This is a genomic window from Knoellia sp. LjRoot47 (assembly GCF_964253435.1).
Classification (GTDB): domain Bacteria; phylum Actinomycetota; class Actinomycetes; order Actinomycetales; family Dermatophilaceae; genus Knoellia.
In genome coordinates this window covers 1,228,903-1,251,709 of record NZ_CAXUQS020000001.1, presented here as the reverse complement: position 1 = coordinate 1,251,709, position 22,807 = coordinate 1,228,903, and the positions used below count along the sequence as shown (strand labels likewise).

General features: G+C 71.1%; 25 protein-coding genes. 15 read left to right on the top strand and 10 right to left on the bottom strand.

What is annotated here, in order from left to right; all coding sequences use genetic code 11:
* Positions 1–163: 163 nt before the first annotated feature.
* From ACSQ11_RS06130 to ACSQ11_RS06100, 7 genes are read left to right on the top strand one after another with little or no spacing between them, the layout of a single operon-like run.
* Positions 164–3,022 (top strand): Na+/H+ antiporter subunit A, encoded by a 2,859-nt coding sequence (locus tag ACSQ11_RS06130; RefSeq protein WP_436004021.1) that lies wholly within the window; start codon positions 164–166, stop codon positions 3,020–3,022.
* Positions 3,022–3,702 (top strand): Na(+)/H(+) antiporter subunit C, encoded by a 681-nt coding sequence (locus tag ACSQ11_RS06125; RefSeq protein WP_436004019.1) that lies wholly within the window; start codon positions 3,022–3,024, stop codon positions 3,700–3,702. The genes ACSQ11_RS06130 and ACSQ11_RS06125 overlap by 1 nt, the downstream gene beginning before the upstream one ends.
* Positions 3,699–5,303 carry a Na+/H+ antiporter subunit D gene (locus ACSQ11_RS06120; protein WP_147062980.1) on the top strand — a complete coding sequence of 535 codons (1,605 nt, stop codon included), beginning with the start codon at positions 3,699–3,701 and terminating at the stop codon, positions 5,301–5,303. Before ACSQ11_RS06125 ends, ACSQ11_RS06120 begins: the two co-directional genes overlap by 4 nt.
* Positions 5,300–5,827, top strand: coding sequence for a Na+/H+ antiporter subunit E (locus ACSQ11_RS06115; protein ID WP_436004017.1), 528 nt, complete (start codon positions 5,300–5,302; stop codon positions 5,825–5,827). The genes ACSQ11_RS06120 and ACSQ11_RS06115 overlap by 4 nt, the downstream gene beginning before the upstream one ends.
* The gene (locus ACSQ11_RS06110; protein ID WP_147062984.1) at positions 5,824–6,117 is read left to right on the top strand and encodes a monovalent cation/H+ antiporter complex subunit F; all 294 of its coding nucleotides are present in this window, start codon (positions 5,824–5,826) and stop codon (positions 6,115–6,117) included. The genes ACSQ11_RS06115 and ACSQ11_RS06110 overlap by 4 nt, the downstream gene beginning before the upstream one ends.
* A complete protein-coding gene (gene mnhG / locus ACSQ11_RS06105) occupies positions 6,114–6,467 on the top strand; it encodes a monovalent cation/H(+) antiporter subunit G (RefSeq protein ID WP_436004014.1) in 354 nt (117 codons plus the stop codon). The genes ACSQ11_RS06110 and mnhG overlap by 4 nt, the downstream gene beginning before the upstream one ends.
* Positions 6,464–6,961: a DUF427 domain-containing protein gene (locus tag ACSQ11_RS06100; protein ID WP_436004012.1), complete on the top strand. Its 498-nt coding sequence runs from the start codon at positions 6,464–6,466 to the stop codon at positions 6,959–6,961. Before mnhG ends, ACSQ11_RS06100 begins: the two co-directional genes overlap by 4 nt.
* A 142-nt stretch (positions 6,962–7,103) precedes the next feature.
* Here the strand turns inward: ACSQ11_RS06100 and ACSQ11_RS06095 are convergent, their stop codons facing one another.
* The 9 genes from ACSQ11_RS06095 to ACSQ11_RS06055 all read right to left on the bottom strand — a co-directional run bounded on the left by ACSQ11_RS06095 (position 7,104) and on the right by ACSQ11_RS06055 (position 16,752).
* Positions 7,104–7,391 (bottom strand): hypothetical protein, encoded by a 288-nt coding sequence (locus tag ACSQ11_RS06095; RefSeq protein WP_436004010.1) that lies wholly within the window; start codon positions 7,389–7,391, stop codon positions 7,104–7,106.
* Positions 7,392–7,470: 79 nt separating this feature from the next.
* Positions 7,471–8,973 (bottom strand): CoA-acylating methylmalonate-semialdehyde dehydrogenase, encoded by a 1,503-nt coding sequence (locus ACSQ11_RS06090; protein ID WP_436004008.1) that lies wholly within the window; start codon positions 8,971–8,973, stop codon positions 7,471–7,473.
* A complete protein-coding gene (locus tag ACSQ11_RS06085; protein WP_436004006.1) occupies positions 8,970–10,046 on the bottom strand; it encodes a Gfo/Idh/MocA family protein in 1,077 nt (358 codons plus the stop codon). Before ACSQ11_RS06085 ends, ACSQ11_RS06090 begins: the two co-directional genes overlap by 4 nt.
* Entirely contained in the window at positions 10,043–11,986 is a 1,944-nt protein-coding gene (iolD, locus tag ACSQ11_RS06080) for a 3D-(3,5/4)-trihydroxycyclohexane-1,2-dione acylhydrolase (decyclizing) (RefSeq protein ID WP_436004004.1), read from the bottom strand. The genes ACSQ11_RS06085 and iolD overlap by 4 nt, the downstream gene beginning before the upstream one ends.
* Positions 11,979–12,956 (bottom strand): 5-deoxy-glucuronate isomerase, encoded by a 978-nt coding sequence (gene iolB, locus ACSQ11_RS06075; protein WP_436004002.1) that lies wholly within the window; start codon positions 12,954–12,956, stop codon positions 11,979–11,981. The genes iolD and iolB overlap by 8 nt, the downstream gene beginning before the upstream one ends.
* Positions 12,953–13,831 (bottom strand): Cgl0159 family (beta/alpha)8-fold protein, encoded by an 879-nt coding sequence (locus tag ACSQ11_RS06070; RefSeq protein WP_436004000.1) that lies wholly within the window; start codon positions 13,829–13,831, stop codon positions 12,953–12,955. Before ACSQ11_RS06070 ends, iolB begins: the two co-directional genes overlap by 4 nt.
* Positions 13,831–14,796, bottom strand: coding sequence for a 5-dehydro-2-deoxygluconokinase (gene iolC, locus ACSQ11_RS06065; RefSeq protein WP_436003998.1), 966 nt, complete (start codon positions 14,794–14,796; stop codon positions 13,831–13,833). Before iolC ends, ACSQ11_RS06070 begins: the two co-directional genes overlap by 1 nt.
* Positions 14,789–15,727: a TIM barrel protein gene (locus tag ACSQ11_RS06060; RefSeq protein WP_436003996.1), complete on the bottom strand. Its 939-nt coding sequence runs from the start codon at positions 15,725–15,727 to the stop codon at positions 14,789–14,791. The genes iolC and ACSQ11_RS06060 overlap by 8 nt, the downstream gene beginning before the upstream one ends.
* On the bottom strand, positions 15,724–16,752 hold the full coding sequence (locus ACSQ11_RS06055; RefSeq protein WP_436003994.1) for a Gfo/Idh/MocA family protein: 1,029 nt from the start codon (positions 16,750–16,752) through the stop codon (positions 15,724–15,726). Before ACSQ11_RS06055 ends, ACSQ11_RS06060 begins: the two co-directional genes overlap by 4 nt.
* 89 nt (positions 16,753–16,841) lie before the next feature.
* Here ACSQ11_RS06055 and ACSQ11_RS06050 point away from each other — a divergent pair, with 89 nt between their 5' ends.
* On the top strand, positions 16,842–17,582 hold the full coding sequence (locus tag ACSQ11_RS06050; protein ID WP_436003992.1) for a GntR family transcriptional regulator: 741 nt from the start codon (positions 16,842–16,844) through the stop codon (positions 17,580–17,582).
* Positions 17,583–17,603: 21 nt separating this feature from the next.
* Here ACSQ11_RS06050 and ACSQ11_RS06045 read toward each other — a convergent pair whose 3' ends face one another.
* Positions 17,604–18,116, bottom strand: coding sequence for a hypothetical protein (locus tag ACSQ11_RS06045; RefSeq protein ID WP_436003990.1), 513 nt, complete (start codon positions 18,114–18,116; stop codon positions 17,604–17,606).
* Positions 18,117–18,236: 120 nt separating this feature from the next.
* Between ACSQ11_RS06045 and ACSQ11_RS06040 the strand changes: the two genes are divergently transcribed.
* From ACSQ11_RS06040 to ACSQ11_RS06010, 7 genes are all read left to right on the top strand, one after another.
* The gene (locus ACSQ11_RS06040; RefSeq protein ID WP_436003988.1) at positions 18,237–18,974 is read left to right on the top strand and encodes an AIM24 family protein; all 738 of its coding nucleotides are present in this window, start codon (positions 18,237–18,239) and stop codon (positions 18,972–18,974) included.
* 53 nt (positions 18,975–19,027) lie between these two features.
* Positions 19,028–19,558 (top strand): OsmC family protein, encoded by a 531-nt coding sequence (locus ACSQ11_RS06035; RefSeq protein ID WP_436003986.1) that lies wholly within the window; start codon positions 19,028–19,030, stop codon positions 19,556–19,558.
* Positions 19,559–19,623: 65 nt separating this feature from the next.
* Entirely contained in the window at positions 19,624–21,132 is a 1,509-nt protein-coding gene (gene lysS / locus ACSQ11_RS06030; RefSeq protein WP_436003985.1) for a lysine--tRNA ligase, read from the top strand.
* Between the two features lie 2 nt (positions 21,133–21,134).
* Complete coding sequence (locus ACSQ11_RS06025; RefSeq protein WP_436003983.1) at positions 21,135–21,305, top strand: lysyl-tRNA synthetase; 171 nt, start codon at positions 21,135–21,137, stop codon at positions 21,303–21,305.
* 42 nt (positions 21,306–21,347) lie between these two features.
* On the top strand, positions 21,348–21,683 hold the full coding sequence (locus ACSQ11_RS06020; protein WP_147063013.1) for a histone-like nucleoid-structuring protein Lsr2: 336 nt from the start codon (positions 21,348–21,350) through the stop codon (positions 21,681–21,683).
* A gap of 107 nt (positions 21,684–21,790) precedes the next feature.
* A complete protein-coding gene (locus tag ACSQ11_RS06015; protein ID WP_436003982.1) occupies positions 21,791–22,345 on the top strand; it encodes a (2Fe-2S)-binding protein in 555 nt (184 codons plus the stop codon).
* A gap of 44 nt (positions 22,346–22,389) precedes the next feature.
* Complete coding sequence (locus tag ACSQ11_RS06010; protein WP_436003980.1) at positions 22,390–22,800, top strand: hypothetical protein; 411 nt, start codon at positions 22,390–22,392, stop codon at positions 22,798–22,800.
* The last annotated feature ends 7 nt before the right edge of the window (positions 22,801–22,807 follow it).

Genomic DNA, 22,807 nt, shown 5'->3' with positions numbered 1-22,807 from the left:
ACGTGCGTCGTGGAAGGCCTGCGGTGGACCGGCGTCACCGGCATCCAGGGCGAACCGTCATAATTGACGGCAACCAGGGATGTTGTCCCGGGGAGGTTGTTGCGACGACTGACCTCAAGTCAACCCCCATACCCACAGGCCCACTGCGCGGATGGAGGCACTCATGATCACGATCGTGACGCTGCACTTCCTCGCGGCTGCCATCGCGCCGGCACTCGTCCGGCGCCTCGAACGACGCACCTTCCTCGTCCTCGCGCTCGTGCCGCTCGGGTCGTTCCTGTGGCTGCTCGGCCAGGCGGAGGCGGCCTTCGACGGCGACGTGCGCACCGAACGGGTCCAGTGGATCCCGACGATCGACGTCCAGATCGACCTCGCGCTCACCCCGCTCAACGCCGTCATGGCGCTCGTCGTCACCGGTGTCGGCGCGCTCGTGCTGTTCTACTGCCGCTGGTACTTCCGCGAGGGCGACCGAGAGATGTGGCGCTTCTCGGCGGTGCTCACCGGCTTCGCCGGGTCGATGCTCGGGCTCGTCGTCTCGGACAACCTCTACGTGCTCTTCGTGTTCTGGGAGCTCACGACGGTCCTGTCGTTCCTTCTCATCGGTCACAACCCCGAGCGCAAGGCCAACCGCCGGGCCGCGATGAACGCCCTCATCGTCACGACCTTCGGTGGGCTCGTCATGCTGCTCGGCCTCTTCGTCCTCGGGCACGAGGCGGGCACCGCGCGCATCTCCGAGATCCTCGCCTCGCCCCCGCAGGGCACCGCGACGACGATCGCCGTGCTGCTCATCCTCGTCGGCGCGATCAGCAAGTCGGCGCTCGTGCCGTTCCACTTCTGGCTGCCCGGCGCCATGGCCGCACCGACGCCGGTGAGCGCCTACCTGCACGCCGCCGCGATGGTCAAGGCCGGCGTCTTCCTCGTCGCGCTCCTCGCGCCGGCGTTCTCGGACATCCCCGGCTGGCGTCCGCTCCTGCTCGGCACCGGCATCCTCACCATGGTCATCGGCGGGCTCCGGGCGCTGCGCCAGCACGACATCAAGCTGCTCCTCGCCTACGGCACCGTGAGCCAGCTCGGCTTCCTCATCGCCGTCGTGGGCGCCGGGACTCAGGCGGCGATGTTCGCCGGGCTCGCGCTCGTCCTCGGCCACGCACTGTTCAAGTCCACGCTCTTCCTCGTCGTCGGCGTCATCGACCGCAGCACCGGCACCCGCGACCTGCGCGAGCTCACCGGCCTGCACCGCAAGCTCCCGGTCGTCTTCGTCGCGACCCTCCTCGCCGCCGCCTCGATGGCCGGCCTGCCGCCGCTCCTGGGGTTCACCGCCAAGGAGGCCGCGCTCGCCGCGTTCCTCGACCTCGACGCCGACGCCGGGCTCGGGGTGTGGGGGACGGTCGCGCTCGTCGGGCTCGTCCTCGGCTCCACGCTCACCGTCGCCTACACCGCACGCTTCGTCTGGGGAGCCTTCGGCGTCCGTTCGGTCACGCCACCCACCGTGACGCCCCAACGCCTCGGCTTCGTCGTGGCCCCGGCGCTCCTGGCCGGGCTCTCGCTCGTCGGCGGCTTCGCGGGGGATTTCCTCACGCCACGACTCATGGCGTATGCCGGTGACGCACCTGCCGGGGCCCACGAGCCGCTGCTCACGCTGTGGCACGGCTTCACGCCGGCCCTGGGGCTCTCGGTCCTCGCCGTCACCGCCGGCCTGCTGCTCTGGGTGGCCCGTCGCGCCGTGGCCTCGGCCCAGCGCCGGTTCGTCGAGAGCATGCACGTCCCCGACGCGGAGCTGGTCTACCACGGCATCATCCGTGGCGTGGACCGCACGTCGATCGAGGTCACCGGTCGCACGCAACGGGGTTCGCTCCCGGTCTATGTCGGCATCACCCTGCTCGTCCTCGTCACGATCCCCGGCATCGCGCTCGTGCGGACGTGGGACGGCGTGCGGCTGCGCGGCCCGGACAACCTGCTCCAGGTCGCGATCGTCGTGGTCGTCGTCCTCGCCGCGATCCTCACCGTCCGCTCACGCCGCCGGCTGCGCGCCGTGCTGCTCCTCGGCGTCACCGGCTACGGCACGGCGCTGCTCTTCGTCGCCCACGGCGCCCCCGACCTCGCCCTGACCCAGGTGCTCGTCGAGACGTTCTCCGTCGTGACGTTCGTGCTCGTCATGCGCCGGCTCCCCCCGTTCTTCTCCGACCGGCCGTTCACCTCGGCCCGCCGGATCCGGGTGGCCGTGGGCTGCCTCGTCGGCCTCGCCGTCGGGGGATACGCCCTCATGGCCGCCAACGCCCGCACGGCCCGACCGGTGGGACTCGACTTCGCCGAGCCGGCGTACGACTACGGCGGCGGCAACAACATCGTCAACGTCACCCTCGTGGACATCCGCGTCTGGGACACGTTCGGTGAGATCGCCGTCCTCGTCGTCGCGGCCACCGGCGTCGCCAGCCTGATCTTCCTGCTCACCGACCGCGCCACCTCGCACCGCGAGGCCCGTCGCGACCGGGCGTCCTCGGACGCCGGCTGGCTGCGCGGTGCCGGGCTCATCGCCGACCGCCGCCGCTCGGTCGTCTTCGAGATCGTCGCCCGCATCGTCTTCCCGGTGCTCATGATCTTCTCGATCTACCTCACCTTCGCGGGCCACAACCTGCCCGGTGGCGGCTTCGCCGGTGGTCTCATCGCGGGGCTGGCGCTCATGGTCCGCTACCTCGCAGGTGGCCGCGCCGAGCTCGACTCCGCCGCTCCCGTCGACGCCGGTGTCGTCCTCGGCTCGGGCCTCGTCATCGCCGCACTGTCCGGTGTCGTGCCGGCCCTGCTCGGCTACAACGCCTTCCAGAGCGGCATCTTCGACGTCCCCACGGGGCTGTTCGGATACGAGGTCCACCTCGTGACCTCGCTCTTCTTCGACCTCGGCGTCTACCTCGTCGTCGTCGGCCTCTCGCTCGACGTCCTGCGCAGCCTGGGTGGCGGCATCGACAAGCAGGGCGAGGAGACGGGCGACGTCGAGACGAGCACCGGGGAGGTGTCCATCGCCTGATGGCCACCAACTACGTCCTCATCATCGCCATCGTCGTGCTCGTCGCGTGCGGCACGACCCTCGTCCTCGAGCGCAGCCTCACCCGCATCCTCGTGGGGTTCGTCATGCTCGGCAACGGCGTCAACCTCACCTACCTCGTCGCCTCCGGCCCTTCCGGGGACGCCCCGATCATCGGCATGGGCAAGGGCGAGATGACCGACCCCCTGCCCCAGGCGATGGTGCTCACCGCCATCGTCATCACGCTCGGCGTCACCGCCTTCGGGCTCGCGCTGGCCTACCGCGCCTGGCAGCTCACCGGCCACGACGACGTGCAGGACGACCTCGAGGACGACCTCGTGCGCCGGCGGGCCGACCTCGACCACCCGTCCGCGTCGTTCGACGACATCGCTGCCGGCATCCCCGACGAGGAGGGCGAGGACCAGCCGTCCCCGCCCATCGGGGTCACCGACGAGGAGCTCGCCGCCGAGATCGAGGCGCAGGACGCGCACGAGGAGCGGGCGGCGACCCGGTCGCAGTGGGTGGACCCGCGAGACCGCGACACCACACGGCATACACCGCCGGACGACGGGACCACCGACGATGGCGACGCGGTCGCGGAGGGGGAGGCGGTCGCGGAGGCCGACCCCCGCGACCCGGACATGCACGACACCGACCGACCCGTGACCGAGGAGGAGCGATGACCCAGATCGTCGTCCTCCCGGTCCTGCTGCCGCTGCTCGGCGCCGGGCTCTGCCTGGTCTTCGGGCGGTCGGCCCGTGCCCAGCGCCTCATCTCCGTCGTCGTGCTCACGACCGTCGTCGTCACCGCAACGACCCTGCTCGTGCGCGCCGACCGCTACGGACCGCAGTCGGTGCAGATCGGCGGGTGGGGCCCCGACATCGGCATCTCGCTCATCGCCGACCGGCTCTCGGCGCTCATGCTGCTCGTGTCGACATTCGTCACGCTGTGCGTCCTGCTGTACTCGTTCGGTCAGGGCATCGTCGAGTACGGCCGCGAGACACCGCTGTCCGTCTTCCACCCGACGTTCCTCGTGCTCAGCGCCGGGGTGTCCAACGCCTTCCTCTCGGCGGACCTGTTCAACCTCTTCGTCGGGTTCGAGGTGCTGCTCGCGGCGAGCTTCGTGCTCATCACCCTCGGTGGCACCGAGGCACGGATCCGCGCGGGCACGATCTACGTCATCGTCAGCCTCGTCTCGTCGGCGGTCTTCCTCGTCGCCATCTCGTGCGTGTACGCCGCGACCGGCACCGTGAACTTCGCCGAGCTCGCCGGGCGGATCGCCGAGCTGCCGCCCGGCGTCGCGCAGATGCTCCAGCTGCTGCTGCTCACGACCTTCTGCATCAAGGCGGCGGTCTTCCCGCTGTCGGCCTGGCTGCCGGACTCCTACCCGACGGCGCCCGCGCCGGTGACCGCCGTGTTCGCCGGCTTGCTCACCAAGGTCGGCATCTATGCCATCGTCCGCACCCAGACGCTGCTCTTCCCCGGCGACGGGCTGCGCAGCCTGCTGCTGTGGGCCTCGATCCTCACGATGGTCATCGGGATCCTCGGCGCCGTCGCGCAGTCGGACATCAAACGAATCCTGTCCTTCACCCTCGTGAGCCACATCGGCTACATGCTCTTCGGCATCGCGTTCGCGAGCCAGCTCGGGCTCTCCGGGGCGATCTTCTACATCGCGCACCACATCACCGTGCAGACCGTGCTCTTCCTCGTCGCCGGACTCATCGAGTACCGCAGCGGCACGACGAACCTCAGCCGCCTCGGTGGTCTGGCGCGGTCGGCACCCGTGCTGTCGGTGGTCTTCTTCATCCCCGCGATGAACCTCGCCGGCATCCCCCCGTTCTCCGGCTTCCTCGGCAAGGTGGCACTCGGCCAGGCCGGCATCGCCGACGGCGACTGGCTCGCGATCACCACCGTGGCGGCGTCGATCCTCACGAGCCTGCTCACCCTCTACGCCATCGCCAAGGTCTGGAACCGCGCGTTCTGGCAGCCCGCCCCGGACGCCGACCAGGAGCACGACGACGAGGACGACTGGTCGCACGGCCCGCTCCACGGCGGTGGCGCAGTGGCCAACTCGGGCGGCACGCTCATGACGACGATGTGGCAGAAGGTCGCGACGAAGCAGCGGCTGCCACTGGCCATGGGACTGCCGACGGCGCTGCTCGTGATCTTCAGCGTCGGGCTCACTGTCCTCGCCGGCCCGTTGTTCGGCATCACCGACCGGGCCGCCGCCGAGCTGCTCGAGCGCACGCCCTACATCACCGCCGTCCTCGGGGGGTCGCCGTGAGCGGGCCGGTGCCGATGGTCGTCGGCCTCACCATCATCTGGGTGCTGCTGTGGGGGTCGGTCTCCCCGACCATCGTCGTGGGCGGCGTCCTCGCGGCGGTCCTCGTCGTCACCGTCTTCCCGTTCCCGACGGCGCCGTGGACGTTCGTCATCCGGCCGTGGCCGACGCTCGTGCTCGCGGGCCGCTTCTTCTGGGACCTCGCGCGGGCCAGCGTCGAGGTGTCGTGGTTCGCGCTGCGGCCAGCCGGTCCGCCGCCGAGCGCCATCCTGCGGGTCGGGCTGCGGACGCGCTCCGAGCTCGTCATGACGATCACCTCCGAGCTCGTCTGCCTCGTGCCCGGGTCCCTGCTCGTCGAGCTCGAGCCCGAGGAGGGTGCGATCTACCTGCACGTCATGGACGCGCACACCCCCGAGCGGGTCGCCGCCTTCCACCAGTCGGTCCTCGACCAGGAAGAGCGGGTCGTCAAGGCGTTCGCCCCCCGCGAGGAGCGCGACGCCGTGTGCAGCCAGGAGGTGGCGCCATGACCGCCGTCGGCATCGTCTGCGCGGTGCTCCTCGCCGTGAGCGGCGTGCTCTGCCTCATCCGAGTCGTCCGCGGACCGTCGATGCTCGACCGCACCGTCGCCACCGACGTGTTCGTCGCCTCGATCGTCGGGGCGGTCGGGGTCCACGCCGCCGTCGGTCGCTACTCGAGCACGGTCTCGGTGCTGCTCGCGCTCTCGCTCGTCGGGTTCCTCGGCTCGGTGAGCATCGCCCGGTTCGCCGCCCGTGACGGTGACGGCGGCCCGCACCTCGAGGAGGGTGAGCACCAGTGATCGACATCCTCGCCGGCACCTGCCTCATCCTCGGCTCGCTGCTCGCCCTCGTCGCCGGGATCGGCCTCGTCCGCTTCCCCGACGTCCTCACCCGCATGCACGCCGCGACCAAGCCGCAGACGCTCGGGATCCTGCTCGTCCTGCTCGGTCTGGCCCTTCGCGTCGAGGACCGCAGCACCCTGACGGTCATCGGTGTCGCCGCGGTCTTCCAGCTCGTCACCGCACCCGTCTCGGCGCACATGCTCGGGCGCGCCGCGCTGCGCGCCGGCCACATCGACCGCACCCGGCTCACCCGCGACGACCTGTCCGACGAGTCCGGCGAGTCCGGCGAGTCCGGCGAGTCCGCATGACCGTGGCGCGCGAGGTCCCCGGGCCGGGGCAGGAGTCGGTCTGGGACTACCCGCGACCGCCCCGGGTCGAGGCGAGCGACGAGGTCGTGCAGATCCGCTTCGCCGGTGGTGCCGTCGCCCGCTCGACTCGCACGCTGCGGGTGCTGGAGACGAGCCACCCTCCGACCTACTACGTGCCCGAGGCGGACTTCGCGCCCGGCACGCTGCGTCCGGCGCAGGGGTCGACGCGGTGCGAGTTCAAGGGCGACGCGGCGTACTTCGACGTCGTCGGTGCCGACGGCTCGGTGGCCCGGTCCGCGGCATGGACCTACCCCGAGCCGATGCCGGGCTTCGAGGCGCTCGTCGGTCACGTCGCGGTGATGCCCGGTGCGATGGACGAGTGCCGCGTCGACGACGAGGTCGTCACCCCGCAGCAGGGTGGGTTCTACGGCGGGTGGATCACGAGCCGGGTCGTCGGGCCGTTCAAGGGAGCACCTGGCACCTGGGGCTGGTGACACCCACTCACCTGCGACTTATTGCCAGTTCCAGCGCGTCAACTTTTACTCCCCATGCGGGAACCTTGAGCATCCGGACGGAACATTTCCCTCCCGACTCTCAACCTTCCCCCCGTATGCCGGCCCGCTCGCGCGTGGGGTCTTAGAGGTCGAAGCGGATGCGATCCCGCCACACCGCCATGCGCGCCGTGCCCTCGTAGAAGGCCACGCCCTCACCACACTCGATGACAGCCACCTGCATCGCCGGACGTTCCGCCAAGGACTCCTCCACCTCACTGGGGGTGAGGTTCGTGTACTCCCGCGTGTGCTCCTGCCCCGCGGGGTCGAAGAGTCGAGCACCGCCCGCAGCCCAGAGGTAGCGCCCCTTGCGCACGCCGTCGCCCAGCGACACCTCGGGGCGCGGCGCACGCGTGCGACGGCGGCTGCTCACGAACGCAGTATCGGCACCAGCCCTCGGTCCGATCAACCGAGATGTCGCCGGCCGCCCACGGTGGGCGGCCGGCATACGGTCAGGTGTTCTGGGGGAAGCCGAGGTTGAGGCCACCGTGGCTCGGGTCGAGCCAGCGCGAGGTGACGACCTTGCCGCGGGTGAAGAAGTGCACGCCCTCCATGCCGTGCGCGTGGCTGTCGCCGAAGAGCGAGTTCTTCCAGCCGCCGAACGAGTAGTAGGCCATCGGCACGGGGATCGGCACGTTGATGCCGACCATGCCGACCTCGACCTCGTTCTGGAAGCGCCGGGCGGCGCCACCGTCGTTGGTGAAGATCGCGGTCCCGTTGCCGTAGGGGTTGGAGTTGATGAGCTCGAGACCCTCGTCGTAGGACTGCACCCGCAGGACCGACAGCACCGGCCCGAAGATCTCGTCCTGGTAGACCGACATCTCGGGTGAGACCTTGTCGAACAGCGTCGGCGCGAGGAAGAACCCCTCGCCGTCGGCGTCGAAGTCGGCCTCGCGACCGTCGACGACGAGCTCGGCCCCGGCCTCGACCCCGGCGTCGAGGTAGGACGCCACCTTGTCGCGGTGCTGCTGAGTGACGAGCGGGCCCATGTCGGTGCCGCGGGTGCCGTCGCCGGTGACGAGCTTGCCGACGCGGTCCTTGATCTTCTCGATGAGGTCGTCGGCGATCGGCTCGACGGCGAGCAGGGCGGAGATGGCCATGCAGCGCTCACCGGCCGAGCCGAAGCCGGCGTTGACTGCCGCGTCGGCGGCGAGGTCGAGGTCGGCGTCGGGCAGGACGAGCATGTGGTTCTTCGCGCCGCCGAGGGCCTGGACCCGCTTGCCATGGGCCGTGCCGGTCTCGTAGACGTAGCGGGCGATCGGCGTCGAGCCGACGAACGAGACCGCCTTGACGTCAGGGTGCGTGAGCAGCGCGTCGACCGCCTCCTTGTCGCCGTGGACGACGTTCATCACGCCGTCAGGCAGCCCGGCCTCGCGCCACAGGTCGGCGACCGCGACCGCGGCCGACGGGTCCTTCTCGCTCGGCTTGAGCACGACAGCGTTGCCGCAGGCGATCGCGACGGGGACGAACCACAGCGGCACCATCGCGGGGAAGTTGAACGGCGAGATGACGGCGACGACGCCGAGGGACTGGCGGATCGAGTAGACGTCGACCTTGGTCGAGGCGTTCTCGGTGAACCCGCCCTTGAGCAGGTGCGGTATGCCACAGGCGAACTCGGCCACCTCGAGCCCGCGCGTCACCTCGCCGAGTGCGTCCGAGAGGACCTTGCCGTGTTCGGCGGTGATGAGCGCAGCGATGTCCTCCTTGCGCTCGTTGAGCAGCTCGCGGAAGCGGAAGAGCACCTGCGTCCGCTTCGACAGCGAGGAGCTGCCCCAGCCGGACGCCCACGCCTCCTTCGCGGTGGCGACGACCTGCCCGACCTCGTCAGTGCTGGCGAGGTCGAGGACGCCGGTCTGCTCGCCCGTGGCCGGGTTGTAGACCGGACTCGTGCGCCCGACCGGGCCGTCCCAGGTCCGGCCGGCGACGTGGTGGGTGATGCGGGTGGCAGTGCTCATGACGGTTCCTTCGTGCTGGAGGCGTTCTGGGACAACGTGAGTGGGTCGACGAGGTCGACCGGGACGCGCTCACCCGAGGCGAGCGAGGCCATGCCTGCGGTCGAGACGGCCGTGGCGGCATACCCGTCCCAGGCGGTGGGACCGACCGAGGTGCCCGAGCGCACCGAGTCGACCCACGCCTGGACCTCGAGGTCGTATGCCGTGGCGAACCTCTCGCGGTAGTCCGCCGGCACCGTGCCGCCCCACTGTCCGACACCGTCCAGGGCGAGGGCGGTCGAGTAGGCGCCGGACGACGGGCGGCCGATGACGACGGAACCACGCTCGGCCACCGCCTCGCACCGGACCTCGTAGCCGACCTGACTGTTGACGAAGACCTCGTTGGTGACGATCCCGCCGCCGGCCATCGTGAAAATCGCGACCTGCGGGTCGATCACCCCGGCAGCGGCGAGCGACGTCGGCGCGGGTGACAGCACCTGGACCAAGACGACCTCCTCGCCGAAGAGGAAGCGGGCGACGTCGACCTCGTGGACGAGGCTGTCGCGCACGATCATCTCGGAGCGGAAGTCGGCGTTGGGGACCGACGCGTTGCGGTGCACGTTGTGCAGCAGGAGCGTCCGGCCGAGCGACCCACCTGCGAGCACCGACCGGAGACGTGCGTACTCGGGGTCGAAGCGCCGCATGAACCCGACCTGGACGAGGCGGCGACCCGTGGTGGCCTCGACCTCCCGGTCGGCCCGGACGATCCGGAGCGACGACTCGGAGTCCATCGTCAGCGGCTTCTCGCACAGGACGGGCTTGCCGGCCGCGAGGCAGGCCAGCACCTGCTCCTCGTGGACGAACCCGGGCGAGGCGAGGACGACCGCGTCGACGTCGTCGGAGGCGATGAGCTCGAGGGCGTCGCCGGTCGACCACACGCCGTCGTGGCGCGAGGCGAGCTCCTTGGCGCGCACCTCGTCGGGGTCGGCGACGGCGACGAGCTCGGCGTGCGCGATGCGTCCGGCCAGTCGCTCGACGTGGTCGGCGCCCATGATCCCGACACCGACGACCCCGACCCTCACCGGAGCCCCACTCATGAGCGCTCCCCCGTCGCGAGGAAGGACCGCTGGCCCTGCTTGTGTGCGACGTAGTCGGCCCGGGCCGCCTGCGTCGACTCGAGCTCGCTCACCTCGGCGACCGGCACGTCCCACCAGCTCTCGCTGTCGGGGGCGAAGACCCGCGGGTCGGTCTCGACGTGGATGACGACGGGGCCACCGTCGGACGGCCACGACTTGGCGGCGGCGATCGCCTCCGTGAGCTCCTCGCGCGAGTGCACCTCGATGACGTGGGCCCCGAGGCTGCGGGCGTTCGTGGCGAGGTCGACGGGCAGGACGTCGCCGTCGAGGCGGTGCGAACCCTCGCCACGCATCCGGTATGCCGTCCCGAACCGTTGCGAGCCCAACCCCTCCGACAGCGACCCGATCGAGTGGAACCCGTGGTTCTGCACGAGGACGACGATGACCTTGACCCGCTCCTGGACGGCGGTGACGAGCTCGGTGGGCATCATGAGGTAGCCGCCGTCGCCGACCATCGCGAAGACGTCACGGGTCGGGTCGGCGAGCCGGATCCCGATCGACGCCGGCACCTCGTAGCCCATGCAGGAGTAGCCGTACTCGACGTGGTAGCCCTTGCGGTCGCGCACCCGCCACAGCTTGTGCAGGTCGCCGGGCATCGAGCCGGCGGCGCACAGCACGACGTCGCGAGGGTCGCTCAGCTCGTTGACGGCGCCGATGACCGAGGCCTGGGTGAGCAGACCGTCGGCCAGCGCGTCCGTGACCGAGGCAGGCGGTGCGTATGCCGTCGTCACGGCCTTGTCCCACCGGCGCCACAGGGTGCCCTGCCGCTTGCGGTAGGTGTCCGAGACCGACCAGCCGTCGAGCGCCTCGGTGAGTGCCACGAGGGCCTCACGCGCGTCCGCAACGACGGACAGGCCCGACTGCTTGCCCGCGTCGAAGCCGGCGACGTTGATGTTGACGAACCGAACTCCGGTGCGCGCGAACGCCGTTCGCGAGGCAGTCGTGAAGTCCGACCACCGCGTGCCGATGCCGATGACGACGTCAGCCTCGGCCGCGAGCGCGTTGGCGGCGGTAGTGCCCGTGGAACCGACGGCGCCCACGAGCTGGGCGTGCCCGTGGAGCAGCGACCCCTTGCCCGCCTGCGTCTCGGCCACGGGAATGCCTGTGGCAGAGGCGAAGTCGGCCAGGGCGTCCTCGGCGCCCGAATAGTGCACACCACCACCGGCGACGACGAGCGGTTTGCGCGCCGACCGGATGACGTCGATGGCCGCGGCGACCCGCGACGGCTCGGGCACCGGCCGCGCCACGTGCCACACCCGCTCGTCGAAGAGCTCGACCGGCCAGTCGAACGCCTCGGCCTGCACGTCCTGCGGCAGCGAGATCGTCACGGCACCGGTCTCGACGGGGTCGGTGAGCACCCGCATCGCGGACAGCAGCGCCGACGGGAGCTGCTCGGGCCGGTTCACCTCGTCGAAGAAGCGTGACAGCGGACGGAAGGCGTCATTGACGGTGACGTCGCCGGCATACGGCGCCTCGAGCTCCTGGAGGACGGGCGCCGAGACGCGCGTCGCGAAGGTGCCCGAGGGCAGGAGCAGCACGGGGATCCGGTTGATCGTCGCCAGTGCTGCGCCGGTGAGCATGTTCGTCGAGCCCGGCCCCACCGACGCGGTGCAGGCCCAGGTCTGGAGGCGGTCCTGCTGCCGCGCGAACCCGACGGCGGTGTGGACCATGGCCTGCTCGTTGCGGACGAGGACGTAGGGCAGGTCGGCGACCCCACCGGACTCCGTCGCGGCGAGCTCCTCCTGGAGCAGCGCCTGCCCGATGCCGGCGACGTTGCCGTGCCCGAAGATCCCGAAGCAGCCGGCGAAGAGCCGCTGCCTCTCTCCGTCGCGCTCGGACCACTGCTGGCCGAGGAAGCGCACCGTCGCCTGTGCCACCGTGAGCCGCACGGTCTCACCCATCGTTGCCACCTCTGTCGTCGCTGAAGGGAAGTCTGCCGTCCACCGGCTCGTCCGCCCACCCCTCGCGCACCCACGCGTGGGCCGGGTCGTCGCAGATGAGCCAGGCGCGCTCGGCACCGGGCCCGGCCATAACGTTGAGGTAGTAGAGGTCGGCGTCGGGAGCCGCCATCGCCGGCCCGTGCCAGCCGTGGGGCACGAGGACGACGTCGCCGGTCCGAACCTCGGCGAGCACGTCGATCGGTCGCTCGTCGGTGCCGTAGACCCGTTGGTAGCCCATGGGATCCGTGCTCCGCGCGTCGGTCCCTCGGGTCTCGAAGTAGTAGATCTCCTCGAGCTCGGACTCCACACCCGGCCGGTCCTCGTCGTGCTTGTGCGGGGGCCACGAGCTCCAGTTGCCGGCCGGGGTGATGACCTCGCAGACGAGGATCGCGTCGGCATCGAGCACCGGTGGCAGCCCGAAGGCACGCACCTCGCGGCTCGCCCGCCCGGCGCCGCGCAGCTCGGGTTGCGCGGCCTCCGCGGCGATCCGTCGGGGCTCGCGGTCGGTGCTCGCCCGCGCTCCGCACAGGACCACGCGTGCTCCAGTCCCGCTGTCGCGCACCGTGACCGTGCGCTTCCGCGGCAGGTATGCCGTGTCGCTCGGTCCGTCGAACACGCTCGCCCGCCCGTCGAGCGAGATGCGGTCTCCCCCGGCGACGTCGATGGTGACCGACCCGGACAGCGGGACGACGACGAGCTCCTCGTCGCCGGTGTCATGGCTGAACGAGCCTCCGGCGTCGAGGTGGGCCACGCGCAGCGACGTGTGCTGCCATACCGGCACCTCCTTTGCTGCGTCTGCGGATTCGGTCGCTAGAGCGACCGAATCCGCAGACGCACGGGGTGAGGTGGGGATGACCGCGACGGCGAAGTCGCCGTCCGCGGCCTCGCCGAGCCGGCGGACCCAGCGGTCGTTGTCGGCGCCGGTGCTCACGACCCACCTCCGTGGACGAGGCCCGAGGCGATGTCGACGGCCGCGGCGACATCGCCGTCGGGTGGATAGAGCAGGGCGCGTCCGACGACGAGGCCCGAGACGGACGGGAGGCGCAGCGCGTCGGACCACGCGGCATACGTGTCCTCCGCATCGCCCTGGGGGTCCCCGCCGAGCAGCAGGGTCGGCAGGGTCGTGGCGTCCATGACCCGCTCGAGGTCGTCGACGACCGGGAGCTTGAGCCAGGTGTGGGCGCTGCTCGCACCGAGCCCGCTGGCGACGGCGATCGAGGCGATGGTCGAGTCGGGGTCGAGGAGGTTGCGGACGCGGCCGTCCTCGACGACCGAGAGGAAGGGCTCGACCATCGCCATGAGCCCGTGGGCCGCGAGGTCGGTCACCGCGTGGGCGCTGGCCTCGATCGTGGCCAGGCTGCCGGGGTCGGACAGGCAGATCCGGGTGAGCATCTTGCCGCCGTCGATCCCGCGCGCGGCGAGCTCGGCGGCGGTGTAGGCCGTGAAGCGGTCGTCGAGCTCGAAGGCCGCGCCCTGGAGCCCACCGCGGTTCATCGAGCCGATGGCGACCTTGTCGTCGAGGGCGCCGAGGAGCAGCAGGTCGTCGAGGACGTCGGGGGTGCCGAGCACGCCGTCGACGCCGGGTCGGCTCAGTGCCGTGACGAGCCGGTCGAGCAGGTCGCTGCGGCTGGCCATCGCGGTCGGGTTGCCGCGCACGCCGAGCGCCCCGCGGGCGGGGTGGTCGGCGGCGACGAGCAGCATCCGGCCGTCGTCGGCGACGAGCGGGCGACGCCGACGCTCGGCCCAGAGCCTGGCGATCCGGCCGGGCTCGGTCGCCCGGATGCGGGTGATCTCGGCGAGGTCCATCACCGCCCTACCGCCGCTCGCAGGGAGTCCTCGACCTCGTCGGTCGTCGGCATCGCGGTGGAGCACTCGAGCCGGCCGGCGACGATCGCACCGGCCACGTTGGCGAACTCGACGATCCGGCGCAGGTCCCACCCGGAGAGCAGCCCGTGGACGAAGGCACCACCGAAGGCGTCGCCGGCTCCGAGACCGTTGACGACCTCGACGGGGAACGGCGCGACCTCGACCCTCTCGTCCCGGGTGGCGGCGAGCACCCCTCGCGGCCCCTGCTTGACGACGGCGAGCTCGAGCCCCCGGTCGAGCAGGGCGTCGGCGGCGCGATTCGGGTCGGTCTCGCCGACGGCGACCTCGCACTCCTCGCGGTTGCCGATGGCGATCGTCACGTGCTCGAGCGCGCGGCCGACCTGCTCGCTGGCCTCGGCGGGGTCCGCCCAGAACATCGGCCGGTAGTCGAGGTCGAGCACCGTGTGCCGAGCGCGCTCCCGGTGTCCCCACGCCGCGAAGTGCGTTGCGCGAGAGGGCTCCTGGGACAGGCCGGTGACGGTCGACCAGAACACCGAGGCCTCACGGACGGCGTCGACCGGCAGGTCGCCCTCGGTGAGGAGCAGGTCGGGCGCCGTGGGGTAGCGGTAGAACCAGAGCGGGAAGTCGTCCGGCGGGAACACCTCGCAGAACGTCACCGGCGTGGGTGGCCCCTCACCCTCGACGGCACTGATGTGGGCCGGGTCGACCCCCAGCCGCTCCGCTTCGAGCCGCACGTAGCGCCCGAACGGGTCCTGCCCGACCTTGGTGACGAGGCTGACCCGCCGCCCGTGCCTGGCCGCGGCCACGGCCACGTTGGTGGCGCTCCCGCCGAGGAACTTCTGGAAGGTGCTCACCTCCTCGAGGCCGACACCGTGCTGGAGCGGGTAGATGTCGACACCCGTGCGTCCCATCGCGACGAGGTCGTATGCCGTGCGCTCACCCATCGCTTCGTCCTCCCAGCCTCTCCGCGAGCGCGGTGATGTGGGCGATCGAGGCGCGCACGTCCGCGAGTGGGTCCACCCCGGTCTGCGAGGGCGACCCCGTGAGGATGGTGTCCTGCTCGAGGACGTACCACCCGGCATACCCCGCGTCCTCGAGCGAGCCGACGATCGCGGCGATGTCGACGTCACCCTCGCCGAGCGGGACGTACATCCCCGCGCTCACGCCGTCGGTGTAGGTGAGCTCGCCCGACTGGACCCGGGAGGCCAGGTCGAGGCGGACGTCCTTGAGGTGGACGTGGCCGATCCGGTCCGGGTGGCTGCGGGCGATGGCGACCGGGTCCCCGCCGCCGATGAGGAGGTGGCCGGTGTCGAGGCAGAGGCCGATGCGCGACCCGGCGAGGACCCGCTCGGCCTCGGCGCCCGACTCGACCATCGTGCCGACGTGCGGGTGGAGGGTGGCCGTGAGTCCACGCGCCTCGGCGGCCGCCGTGACGAGGTCGAGGTTCGCGAGCATCGTGTCCCACTGCGCGTCGTCGAGGTCGGGCCGCGCGTCGTAGCCCTCGACCCCGGTGGCCGCGGCCACGACGACGGTCGTCGCACCGGCGACGGTGAGCGCCTCCATCGCCGTCTCGACCTCGGGGAGCGGGTCGTGGTCCGGGTCGTGGAGGACGACCGGGACGAACTGGCCGACCGCACTCAACCCGGCGGCCTCGAGGGCCTCCGCCTTGGCGACCGGCTCGTCGGGCAGGAACCCGTCGGGCCCGAACTCGGTGGCGACGATCCCGACCTCGCGCATCTGCGTCAGGACGGTGTCGACGTCGAGCTGGAACCCCCAACCGGGGACCTCGCACACGCCCCACGAGATCGGGGCGCCGGCGATCCGCTCGGCCAGCTGCGGAGGGGTGGAGGTCGTGGAGGTCGTGGCGGTGCTCATGCAGAAGCCTTCGTTCGGACGGGGGCGTCGGGGATCTCGGACATCGCGACGACGCGGCGCTGGGAGCGGGAGAGCTCGCAGGCCTCGGCGGTGCGGAACGCCTGGAGCGCGTCGCGCACCGTGCACGGGCTGGGGGTGCGCCCCGCGGCGACGTCGCAGAACGCGGTGAGCTCGGCACGGTAGGCACCCATGAACCGCTGCATGAACGACCGGTGCGCCGGGCCGGCGGGGAAGGTCGCGCCCTGCTCCGCCGAACGCAGGGCGAGCGAGTCGTCGAGCCCGACCGCGATGCTGCCGTCCGACCCCATGACCTCGAGCCGGACGTCGTGGCCGCCGCCGCTGTAGCGGGTCGCCGTCGCGGTGACGAGCGTGCCGTCGTCGAGGGTGAGGACCGCCGCGGCGGTGTCGACGTCCCCGGCAGCGCCGAAGAAGTCGGCGCCCTTGTTCTCGCCCGTGGCGTAGACGGTGGCGACCTCGTGGCCGGTGACGAACCGGACGATGTCGAAGTCGTGGACCGAGCAGTCACGAAAGATGCCGCCGCTCGTCGGGATGTAGGCCGCGTGCGGCGGCTCCTGGTCATGGGTCAGCGCACGCAGGGCGTGGATCGTGCCGAGCTCGCCGGACTCGACGGCGGCGCGGGCCCGCCGGTAGCCGGCGTCGAAGCGGCGCTGGAACCCGATGTGGACGGGGGTCGCGCTCGCCTCGCTCAGCTCGGTGAGCGCGATCGTCTCGTCGAGGGTCGCGGCGACCGGCTTCTCGCAGAACGTCGGTATGCCGGCCGCGAGCGCCTGACGGAGTAGCGCGGCGTGCGCTGTCGTCGCCGTCGTGATGATGAAGGCATCGAGCCCCGAGGCGAGCAGGGTGTCGATGTCCGGCGCGTGCTCGAGCCCCTGCTCGGTGGCGACACGCTCCGCGAGAGCACCGTCGAGGTCGGCGACGACCACCTCGTCGACGGCGTCGAGCCCCGCCAGAGTGCTCGCGTGGAAGGCTCCGATGCGGCCCACACCGGCCAGTCCGATCCTCATGACGAGAACTGTTCCGCGCCGCCCGCTCTCCTGTCAACCTTTGTCAGGACATATGGTCATTGGGTCATCACTTCGCTACTCTGCCCGTCATGACAGCCCAGCTCGTGGACGTGAGCATCGACCGGACGTCGCCGGTCCCGCTCTACCACCAGCTGTCCGAGCAGCTGTGCGCCGCGATCACCGACGGACGCCTCCAGCCCGGCGACCCCTTCGAGAACGAGGTGGCTCTCGCACAGCGCCTTTCGCTCTCGCGCCCGACGGTCCGCCGCGCCATCCAGGAGATGGTCGACAAGGGCCTGCTCGTCCGGCGCCGGGGCCTCGGCACGACCGTCGCCAACCGCAAGGTGCACCGCCGGGTGGCGCTGAGCAGCCTCTTCGACGACCTCTCGCGGGAGGGCCGGGCCCCACGCACCGTCCTCCTCGAGCACGACACCGTCGCCGATGCCGACGCGGCCGCCGCGCTCGACCTGCCCTCCGAGACCCCGCTGCTCGCGATCGTTCGCCTGCGGTTCGCGGGCGACGCCCCACTGGCCGTCATGCGCAACTGGCTGCCGCCGGCATACGGGGACATCTCGCGCGACGAGCTGGAGGCGACCGGCCTGTATGCCGCCCTGCGCGCCCGTGGTGTGCACGCGGTCGTCGCGCACCAGTCGATCGCCGCGCGGATGCCGACGCCGGCCGAACGCAAGCACCTGCGGATCCGGGGCACCCAACCGGTGCTCACGATGACCCGGATGGCCTTCGACGGTGCGGGCGACGCGGTCGAGTACGGCGACCACAGCTACCGGGCCGAGGACTACACGATCGATCTCATGGTCGACGAGCGCTGAGGCCCGTCGAGTCCGCCCCGGTCAGGCCCAGCCGGGCGGAGGGGGCGGAGGAGGCGGCGTGCCCTGTCCGGCAGCCGGCGGAGACGGGTGCGGTGGGGCGCTCTGCGTCGGGGCATCGGTGGACGCCGGTGCCGGCGGCGGCGGGGGTGCCTGCTCGGGCTGACCCGGCGGGGGCGGAGGCGGGGGTGCCGGGGTCGACCCGCTGCCCGGCATCGCGGGGGCGCCCGTCGACCCCGTGGCGCCGGCCGTGCCCGGCGGCGGGGGCGGCGTCGTGCGCAGCGCGAACGAGGCGAGACCACCCGTCTGCTCGGCCTCCTGCAGGCCGGCCATGACCCGCTCGCGTTCACCCGCGGGCGCCGGACGACCGGTGGCCTCGAGGTAGGCGAGCACGCCGAGGTCGCGCAGCAGCCGCTCGGCGCTCGCCGAGGTGCCACCGGCAGAGCCCGGGGTGTTGATGCCCGCGTCCTTCATGGCCGCGTCGGCCTTCGCCGAGAGCTCTGTCGCGGCCGCCTTGGCCTTGTCGAGGAATCCCATGACTGCCTCCTGAGACCCCGTCGTTCCGGCGTCGGCGGGTTCCCTCAAACGATAGGTCCGCCGACGCCGCGAGCCGTAACTTTGAGGGAAATCCTTGCCTTGACGAAAAGGGGTCCGACGATGGCCATCCACGGCTCGCTCTTCACCGACCACCAGGAGAACAGCTCGCAGGACCCGTTCTCCCACCAGAACAAGAAGCTCCTCAAGATCCAGATGGGCTTCGGCGCGGTCTTCGCCAAGACGGGGAGCATGGTCGCCTACCAGGGCGACGTCCGCTTCCAGAACACCGGCGCCGGAGGCATGGCGAAGTTCATGAAGTCGGCGATGACCGGCGAGGGCGTGAGCGTCATGCGCTGCGAGGGCCAGGGGGAGCTCTTCGTCGCGGACCAGGCCAAGGAGATCCAGGTGATCTACCTCCAGGACGACATGGTGTCGGTCAACGGCAACAACGTCCTGGCCTTCTCCGGCTCGATCGACTGGGACATCCACCGGATCCAGGCCCGGGGAGCAGCGATGACCGGCGGCCTCTACAACGTCTCCCTGCGCGGCACCGGCTACGTCGCGATCACGACCGAGGGCGAGCCGGTCGCGCTCAACGTGGCGGGTGGCAACACCTACGCCGACGCCCAGGCGGTGGTGCTGTGGACCGCGGGCGTGCGCAGCGACGTCCGCGTCGACACCGGCGGCCTCAAGTCGATGCTCCGCGGCGGGTCCGGCGAGATCCTCCAGATGGCTTTCTCGGGTGAGGGCTACGTCCTCGTCCAGCCGAGCGAGTCGGTGCAGCAGGGCAGCCACTCGCAGGCGGGCCAGTCCGGCGGCGGACTCGCGGGCGGGCTGGGCAACCTCCTCAACAACTGAGGCCGGCCCCCGCTGACGGTCGAGCACCGCCGCACCTGCGGCAGACTTCCCCCATGCACGAGCTGCACGAACCGATGGACGCCGCCACCCTGCGGGCTCTTCAAGCACCCCTCAAGGAGCTCTACCGCGAGGACCCCGACGAGGCAGTCGTGCACCTCACCGCGCGCGCCGACTGGCGCGACCCCGGGATCACGACGAGCGTCGACGTGTGGTCCGGCCGCACCCGGGCCGGCCTGCACCCCTCCACCGGCGGCGACGGTGACGACGCGTGCTCGGGCGACATGCTCCTCGAGGCCGTCCTCGCCTGCGCCGGCGTGACGATGCGCTCGGTCGCGACGGCGATGAAGCTCACCATCCGGCGCGCCAGCCTGCGGGCCGACGGGGAGTTCGACGCCCGCGGCACCCTCGGCGTCGACCGCGAGGCTCCGGTGGGCCTCACCGGGATGAGCATCACCGCGACGCTCGAGACCGACGCCGACGACGAGACCCTCGCCCGTCTCGCCGCCTCCACCGAGCGCTACTGCGTCGTCGGCCAGAGCCTCGCCGTACCGCCGACGATCAGGATCCGCCGGGCAGCGGGCTGAGCCCCCCCGCGGTCTCACAGCGGGCGTGTGAGGAGTACCCAGCCAACCCTCGTACCCTTGAGCGTGTGAGCGAGACCCCCACCAGCACCGTCACCTCCCCCGAGATCGACCTCTCGGAGCAGCAGCGCATCCGCCGCGAGAAGCGCACCCGACTGCTCGAGTCGGGGACGGCGGCATACCCCGTGTCGGTCGAGCGCACCCACGCGCTCGTCGACGTGCGCGAGGAGTGGGGCCACCTCGAGACCGGCGAGGAGACCGACGACGTCGTCTCGGTCGCGGGCCGGGTCGTGTTCATCCGCAACACCGGAAAGCTCGCCTTCGCGACGCTCCAGGAGGGCGAGGGCGTCCGGCTCCAGGTCATGCTCAGCCTCGCCGAGGTGGGCGAGGAGTCGCTCGCCGACTGGAAGGCCCACGTCGACCTCGGCGACCACGTCTCCGTCACGGGCCGCGTCATCAGCAGCCGACGAGGCGAGCTGTCGGTCATGGCGACGAGCTGGACGATGGCGTCCAAGGCGCTGCGTCCGATGCCGACCCTGCACAAGGAGCTCTCCGAGGAGAGCCGCGTGCGCCAGCGCTACGCCGACCTCATCGTGCGTCAGGAGGCGCGCGACATGGTCCGCACCAAGGCCCGCATCCTCAGCGCCATGCGTCACGAGCTCGAGGACCAGGGCTACCTCGAGGTCGAGACCCCGATCCTCCAGCTCATCCACGGCGGCGCCGCGGCCCGGCCGTTCCGGACCCACCTCAACGCGTTCGACCAGGAGATGACCCTGCGGATCGCGCTCGAGCTCAACCTCAAGAAGGCCGTCGTCGGTGGTGTCGACCGCGTCTACGAGATGGGCCGCATCTTCCGCAACGAGGGCGTCGACGCGACCCACTCACCCGAGTTCACGATGCTCGAGGCCTACCAGGCGTGGGGCGACCAGAGCACCATCGCCGACCTCATCAAGGACCTCTACCTCGCCGCCGCCGACGCGTTCGGGTCGCGCCAGGTCGAGACCGACAAGGGCACGATCGACCTCGACGGCGAGTGGCGCTGGCTGCCCGTCCACGAGGCCGTGAGCGAGGCCGTCGGCGAGACGGTCACCATCGACACCGATCGTGCGACCCTCCGCGCCCTCGCCGCGAAGCACGACGTCGAGATCGCGCCCGAGTGGGACCGCGACAAGGTCTTCCTCGAGCTCCTCGGCGAGCTCGTAGAGCCGACCCTGCTCCAGCCGACGTTCCTCTGCGACTACCCCGCGAGCGCCCAGCCGCTGGCCCGCCCGCACCGCAGCGAGCCCGGCCTCATCGAGGCGTGGGACCTCATCATCGGCGGTGTCGAGCGCGGCACCGGGTTCTCCGAGCTCATCGACCCCGAGATCCAGCGGGCCGTCCTCACCGAGCAGTCGCGCAAGGCGGCTGGCGGCGACCCCGAGGCGATGCAGCTCGACGAGGACTTCCTGCGAGCGCTCGAGTACGGCGCGCCGCCCATGGGTGGCCTCGGGCTCGGTGTCGACCGCCTCGTCATGCTTTTCACCGGCGCCAACATTCGCGAGACGATCCTTTTCCCCCACCTCAAGCCGGAGGCCTGACCATGTGGGACTCCATCTGGCCCTATCTGGCCGCCATCCTGCCGACGGTCATCGTCGCGGTGCTCTTCTATTTCCTCATGAAGAGGATCCTCGAGGGCGACCGTCGTGAACGTCTTGCACAAAGCCAGTGGGAATCCGAGCACAACACGTCACATGAGGACAATTCCCCCTGATATCGTTCGCACGTCATATTCGACGTGTGAAGGGAATTCAAGATGGCACAGCGCGTTCAGGTCCTGCTCGTCGACGACATCGACAACACCGATGCCGACGAGACAGTGACGTTCGCTCTTGACGGCGTGTCCTACGAGATCGACCTCAACACGGCCAACGCCGCCAAGCTCCGCGACGCGCTCGCCCCGTGGGTCGGCCACGCACGACGCTCCGGTGGCCGCAAGGTCTCCGGTCGCAGCGGCACCAGTGGTGGCGGCGCTCGTCGCAAGGACGTCTCCGCAGTTCGCGAATGGGCCCGGTCCAACGGGCACGACGTGAGCGAGCGGGGCCGCATTCCCGCGGCCGTCCAGGAGGCCTACGACAAGGCCAACAGCTGAGCTTCACCGATCAGACCGAGGCGACGGCACCCGATGCGGGTGCCGTCGCCCCGGTTCTGTCACGCCACCACGGATATCTCGAATTTATCGGTGGTAGCCACCTTTCCATGCCGCTGACCAGCGCATTCGCCTATTCCGTTGAATGGTGCAGGAAACTCACGGAACAGAACTCCCGACTGTATGCCGTTCCCGCACCTCCCCAGGTCGCTGCCGCATTCGTCCTCCAACACCTTCTGAGCATTCCTGCACAGGCGTCAGCATTTGCGGCAGCCACCGGTCCGTGGCGCGTCGATCTCGGCACCCTCACGACTCCTCTGCTCTCCGTCGACCTCGCTCCGGGCCTCTATCCCGAGCGGATCGGCTTCCTTGCCGCGAAGCCGGCCGAGGCGGACGTCGAGGCGCGGGTCGAGGCGGCGCGGACGGCATACGTCCGGATGGGTCGTGAGATCGCGACCGGCTACGACGTGGGGGTGAAGATGTCGAGCCGGCAGCGGTTCGGCATGGTCGACGACCTCTGGGAGATGGCGCTGCGTGAGGCGCGGGCCGCGACCGGCGGCGGCTGGGGACCCGCCGTCGAGCGGCAGTCGTGCTGCCTCATCTACGCCCTACCCGGGTGCCACGAGTGCGCCGGCTGCCCGCGCCTGTCCACCCGGGTTGAGTAGTCCACCCCTTGGCCGGTTCGGCCGGCTCGCGGGACCATGGAGACATGAGAGTCATCGTGCGGGCACTCGGGATCGGTCTCGCGGCCACGGCCGCCCTCGTCCTCCTGACCCTCGGCTCCGACGACACGGGTGACGCCAACATCGGCGCCGGACTCGCGGTCTTCGCGGTCCTCGCCCTCGGCGGTTTCGGGTGGGGCCTCGCCGACGGCGTGCGCGCGCGCTCGGCCGGACTGCTCGCCCTCGTGACCCGCTGGGCGCTCGTCTCGGTCCTCGCGGTGGCGACCGTCCTCGCGGGGCTCGCGGTGCGCAGCGGGTGGGACCGCCTCGACCTCGACGCGTCCTCGATCGCCCTGCTCGGGCTGCTTGTCCTCGTCCCGTCGGTCGTCGGCGTCCTCATCGGGTATGCCGTGCGCTCCGGTTCGCGCTCCCGCGTCGCGGGTGACCGGGTGGGGTGAGGGCCTG

Excerpts from the sequence above, each read along its gene's own strand:
- ACSQ11_RS06060 (WP_436003996.1), bottom strand. The coding sequence starts at position 15,727 with ATGAGCACCGCCACGACCTCCACGACCTCCACCCCTCCGCAGCTGGCC.
- ACSQ11_RS06070 (WP_436004000.1), bottom strand. The coding sequence starts at position 13,831 with ATGGACCTCGCCGAGATCACCCGCATCCGGGCGACCGAGCCCGGCCGG.
- iolC (WP_436003998.1), bottom strand. The coding sequence starts at position 14,796 with ATGGGTGAGCGCACGGCATACGACCTCGTCGCGATGGGACGCACGGGT.
- ACSQ11_RS06120 (WP_147062980.1), top strand. The coding sequence starts at position 3,699 with ATGACCCAGATCGTCGTCCTCCCGGTCCTGCTGCCGCTGCTCGGCGCC.
- ACSQ11_RS06040 (WP_436003988.1), top strand. The coding sequence starts at position 18,237 with ATGGCCATCCACGGCTCGCTCTTCACCGACCACCAGGAGAACAGCTCG.
- ACSQ11_RS06125 (WP_436004019.1), top strand. The coding sequence starts at position 3,022 with ATGGCCACCAACTACGTCCTCATCATCGCCATCGTCGTGCTCGTCGCG.
- iolD (WP_436004004.1), bottom strand. The coding sequence starts at position 11,986 with ATGGGTGAGACCGTGCGGCTCACGGTGGCACAGGCGACGGTGCGCTTC.
- ACSQ11_RS06100 (WP_436004012.1), top strand. The coding sequence starts at position 6,464 with ATGACCGTGGCGCGCGAGGTCCCCGGGCCGGGGCAGGAGTCGGTCTGG.
- ACSQ11_RS06050 (WP_436003992.1), top strand. The coding sequence starts at position 16,842 with ATGACAGCCCAGCTCGTGGACGTGAGCATCGACCGGACGTCGCCGGTC.
- ACSQ11_RS06055 (WP_436003994.1), bottom strand. The coding sequence starts at position 16,752 with ATGAGGATCGGACTGGCCGGTGTGGGCCGCATCGGAGCCTTCCACGCG.
- ACSQ11_RS06130 (WP_436004021.1), top strand. The coding sequence starts at position 164 with ATGATCACGATCGTGACGCTGCACTTCCTCGCGGCTGCCATCGCGCCG.
- ACSQ11_RS06020 (WP_147063013.1), top strand. The coding sequence starts at position 21,348 with ATGGCACAGCGCGTTCAGGTCCTGCTCGTCGACGACATCGACAACACC.
- ACSQ11_RS06010 (WP_436003980.1), top strand. The coding sequence starts at position 22,390 with ATGAGAGTCATCGTGCGGGCACTCGGGATCGGTCTCGCGGCCACGGCC.
- ACSQ11_RS06045 (WP_436003990.1), bottom strand. The coding sequence starts at position 18,116 with ATGGGATTCCTCGACAAGGCCAAGGCGGCCGCGACAGAGCTCTCGGCG.
- ACSQ11_RS06015 (WP_436003982.1), top strand. The coding sequence starts at position 21,791 with ATGCCGCTGACCAGCGCATTCGCCTATTCCGTTGAATGGTGCAGGAAA.
- ACSQ11_RS06025 (WP_436003983.1), top strand. The coding sequence starts at position 21,135 with ATGTGGGACTCCATCTGGCCCTATCTGGCCGCCATCCTGCCGACGGTC.
- ACSQ11_RS06035 (WP_436003986.1), top strand. The coding sequence starts at position 19,028 with ATGCACGAGCTGCACGAACCGATGGACGCCGCCACCCTGCGGGCTCTT.
- ACSQ11_RS06110 (WP_147062984.1), top strand. The coding sequence starts at position 5,824 with ATGACCGCCGTCGGCATCGTCTGCGCGGTGCTCCTCGCCGTGAGCGGC.
- ACSQ11_RS06090 (WP_436004008.1), bottom strand. The coding sequence starts at position 8,973 with ATGAGCACTGCCACCCGCATCACCCACCACGTCGCCGGCCGGACCTGG.
- ACSQ11_RS06085 (WP_436004006.1), bottom strand. The coding sequence starts at position 10,046 with ATGAGTGGGGCTCCGGTGAGGGTCGGGGTCGTCGGTGTCGGGATCATG.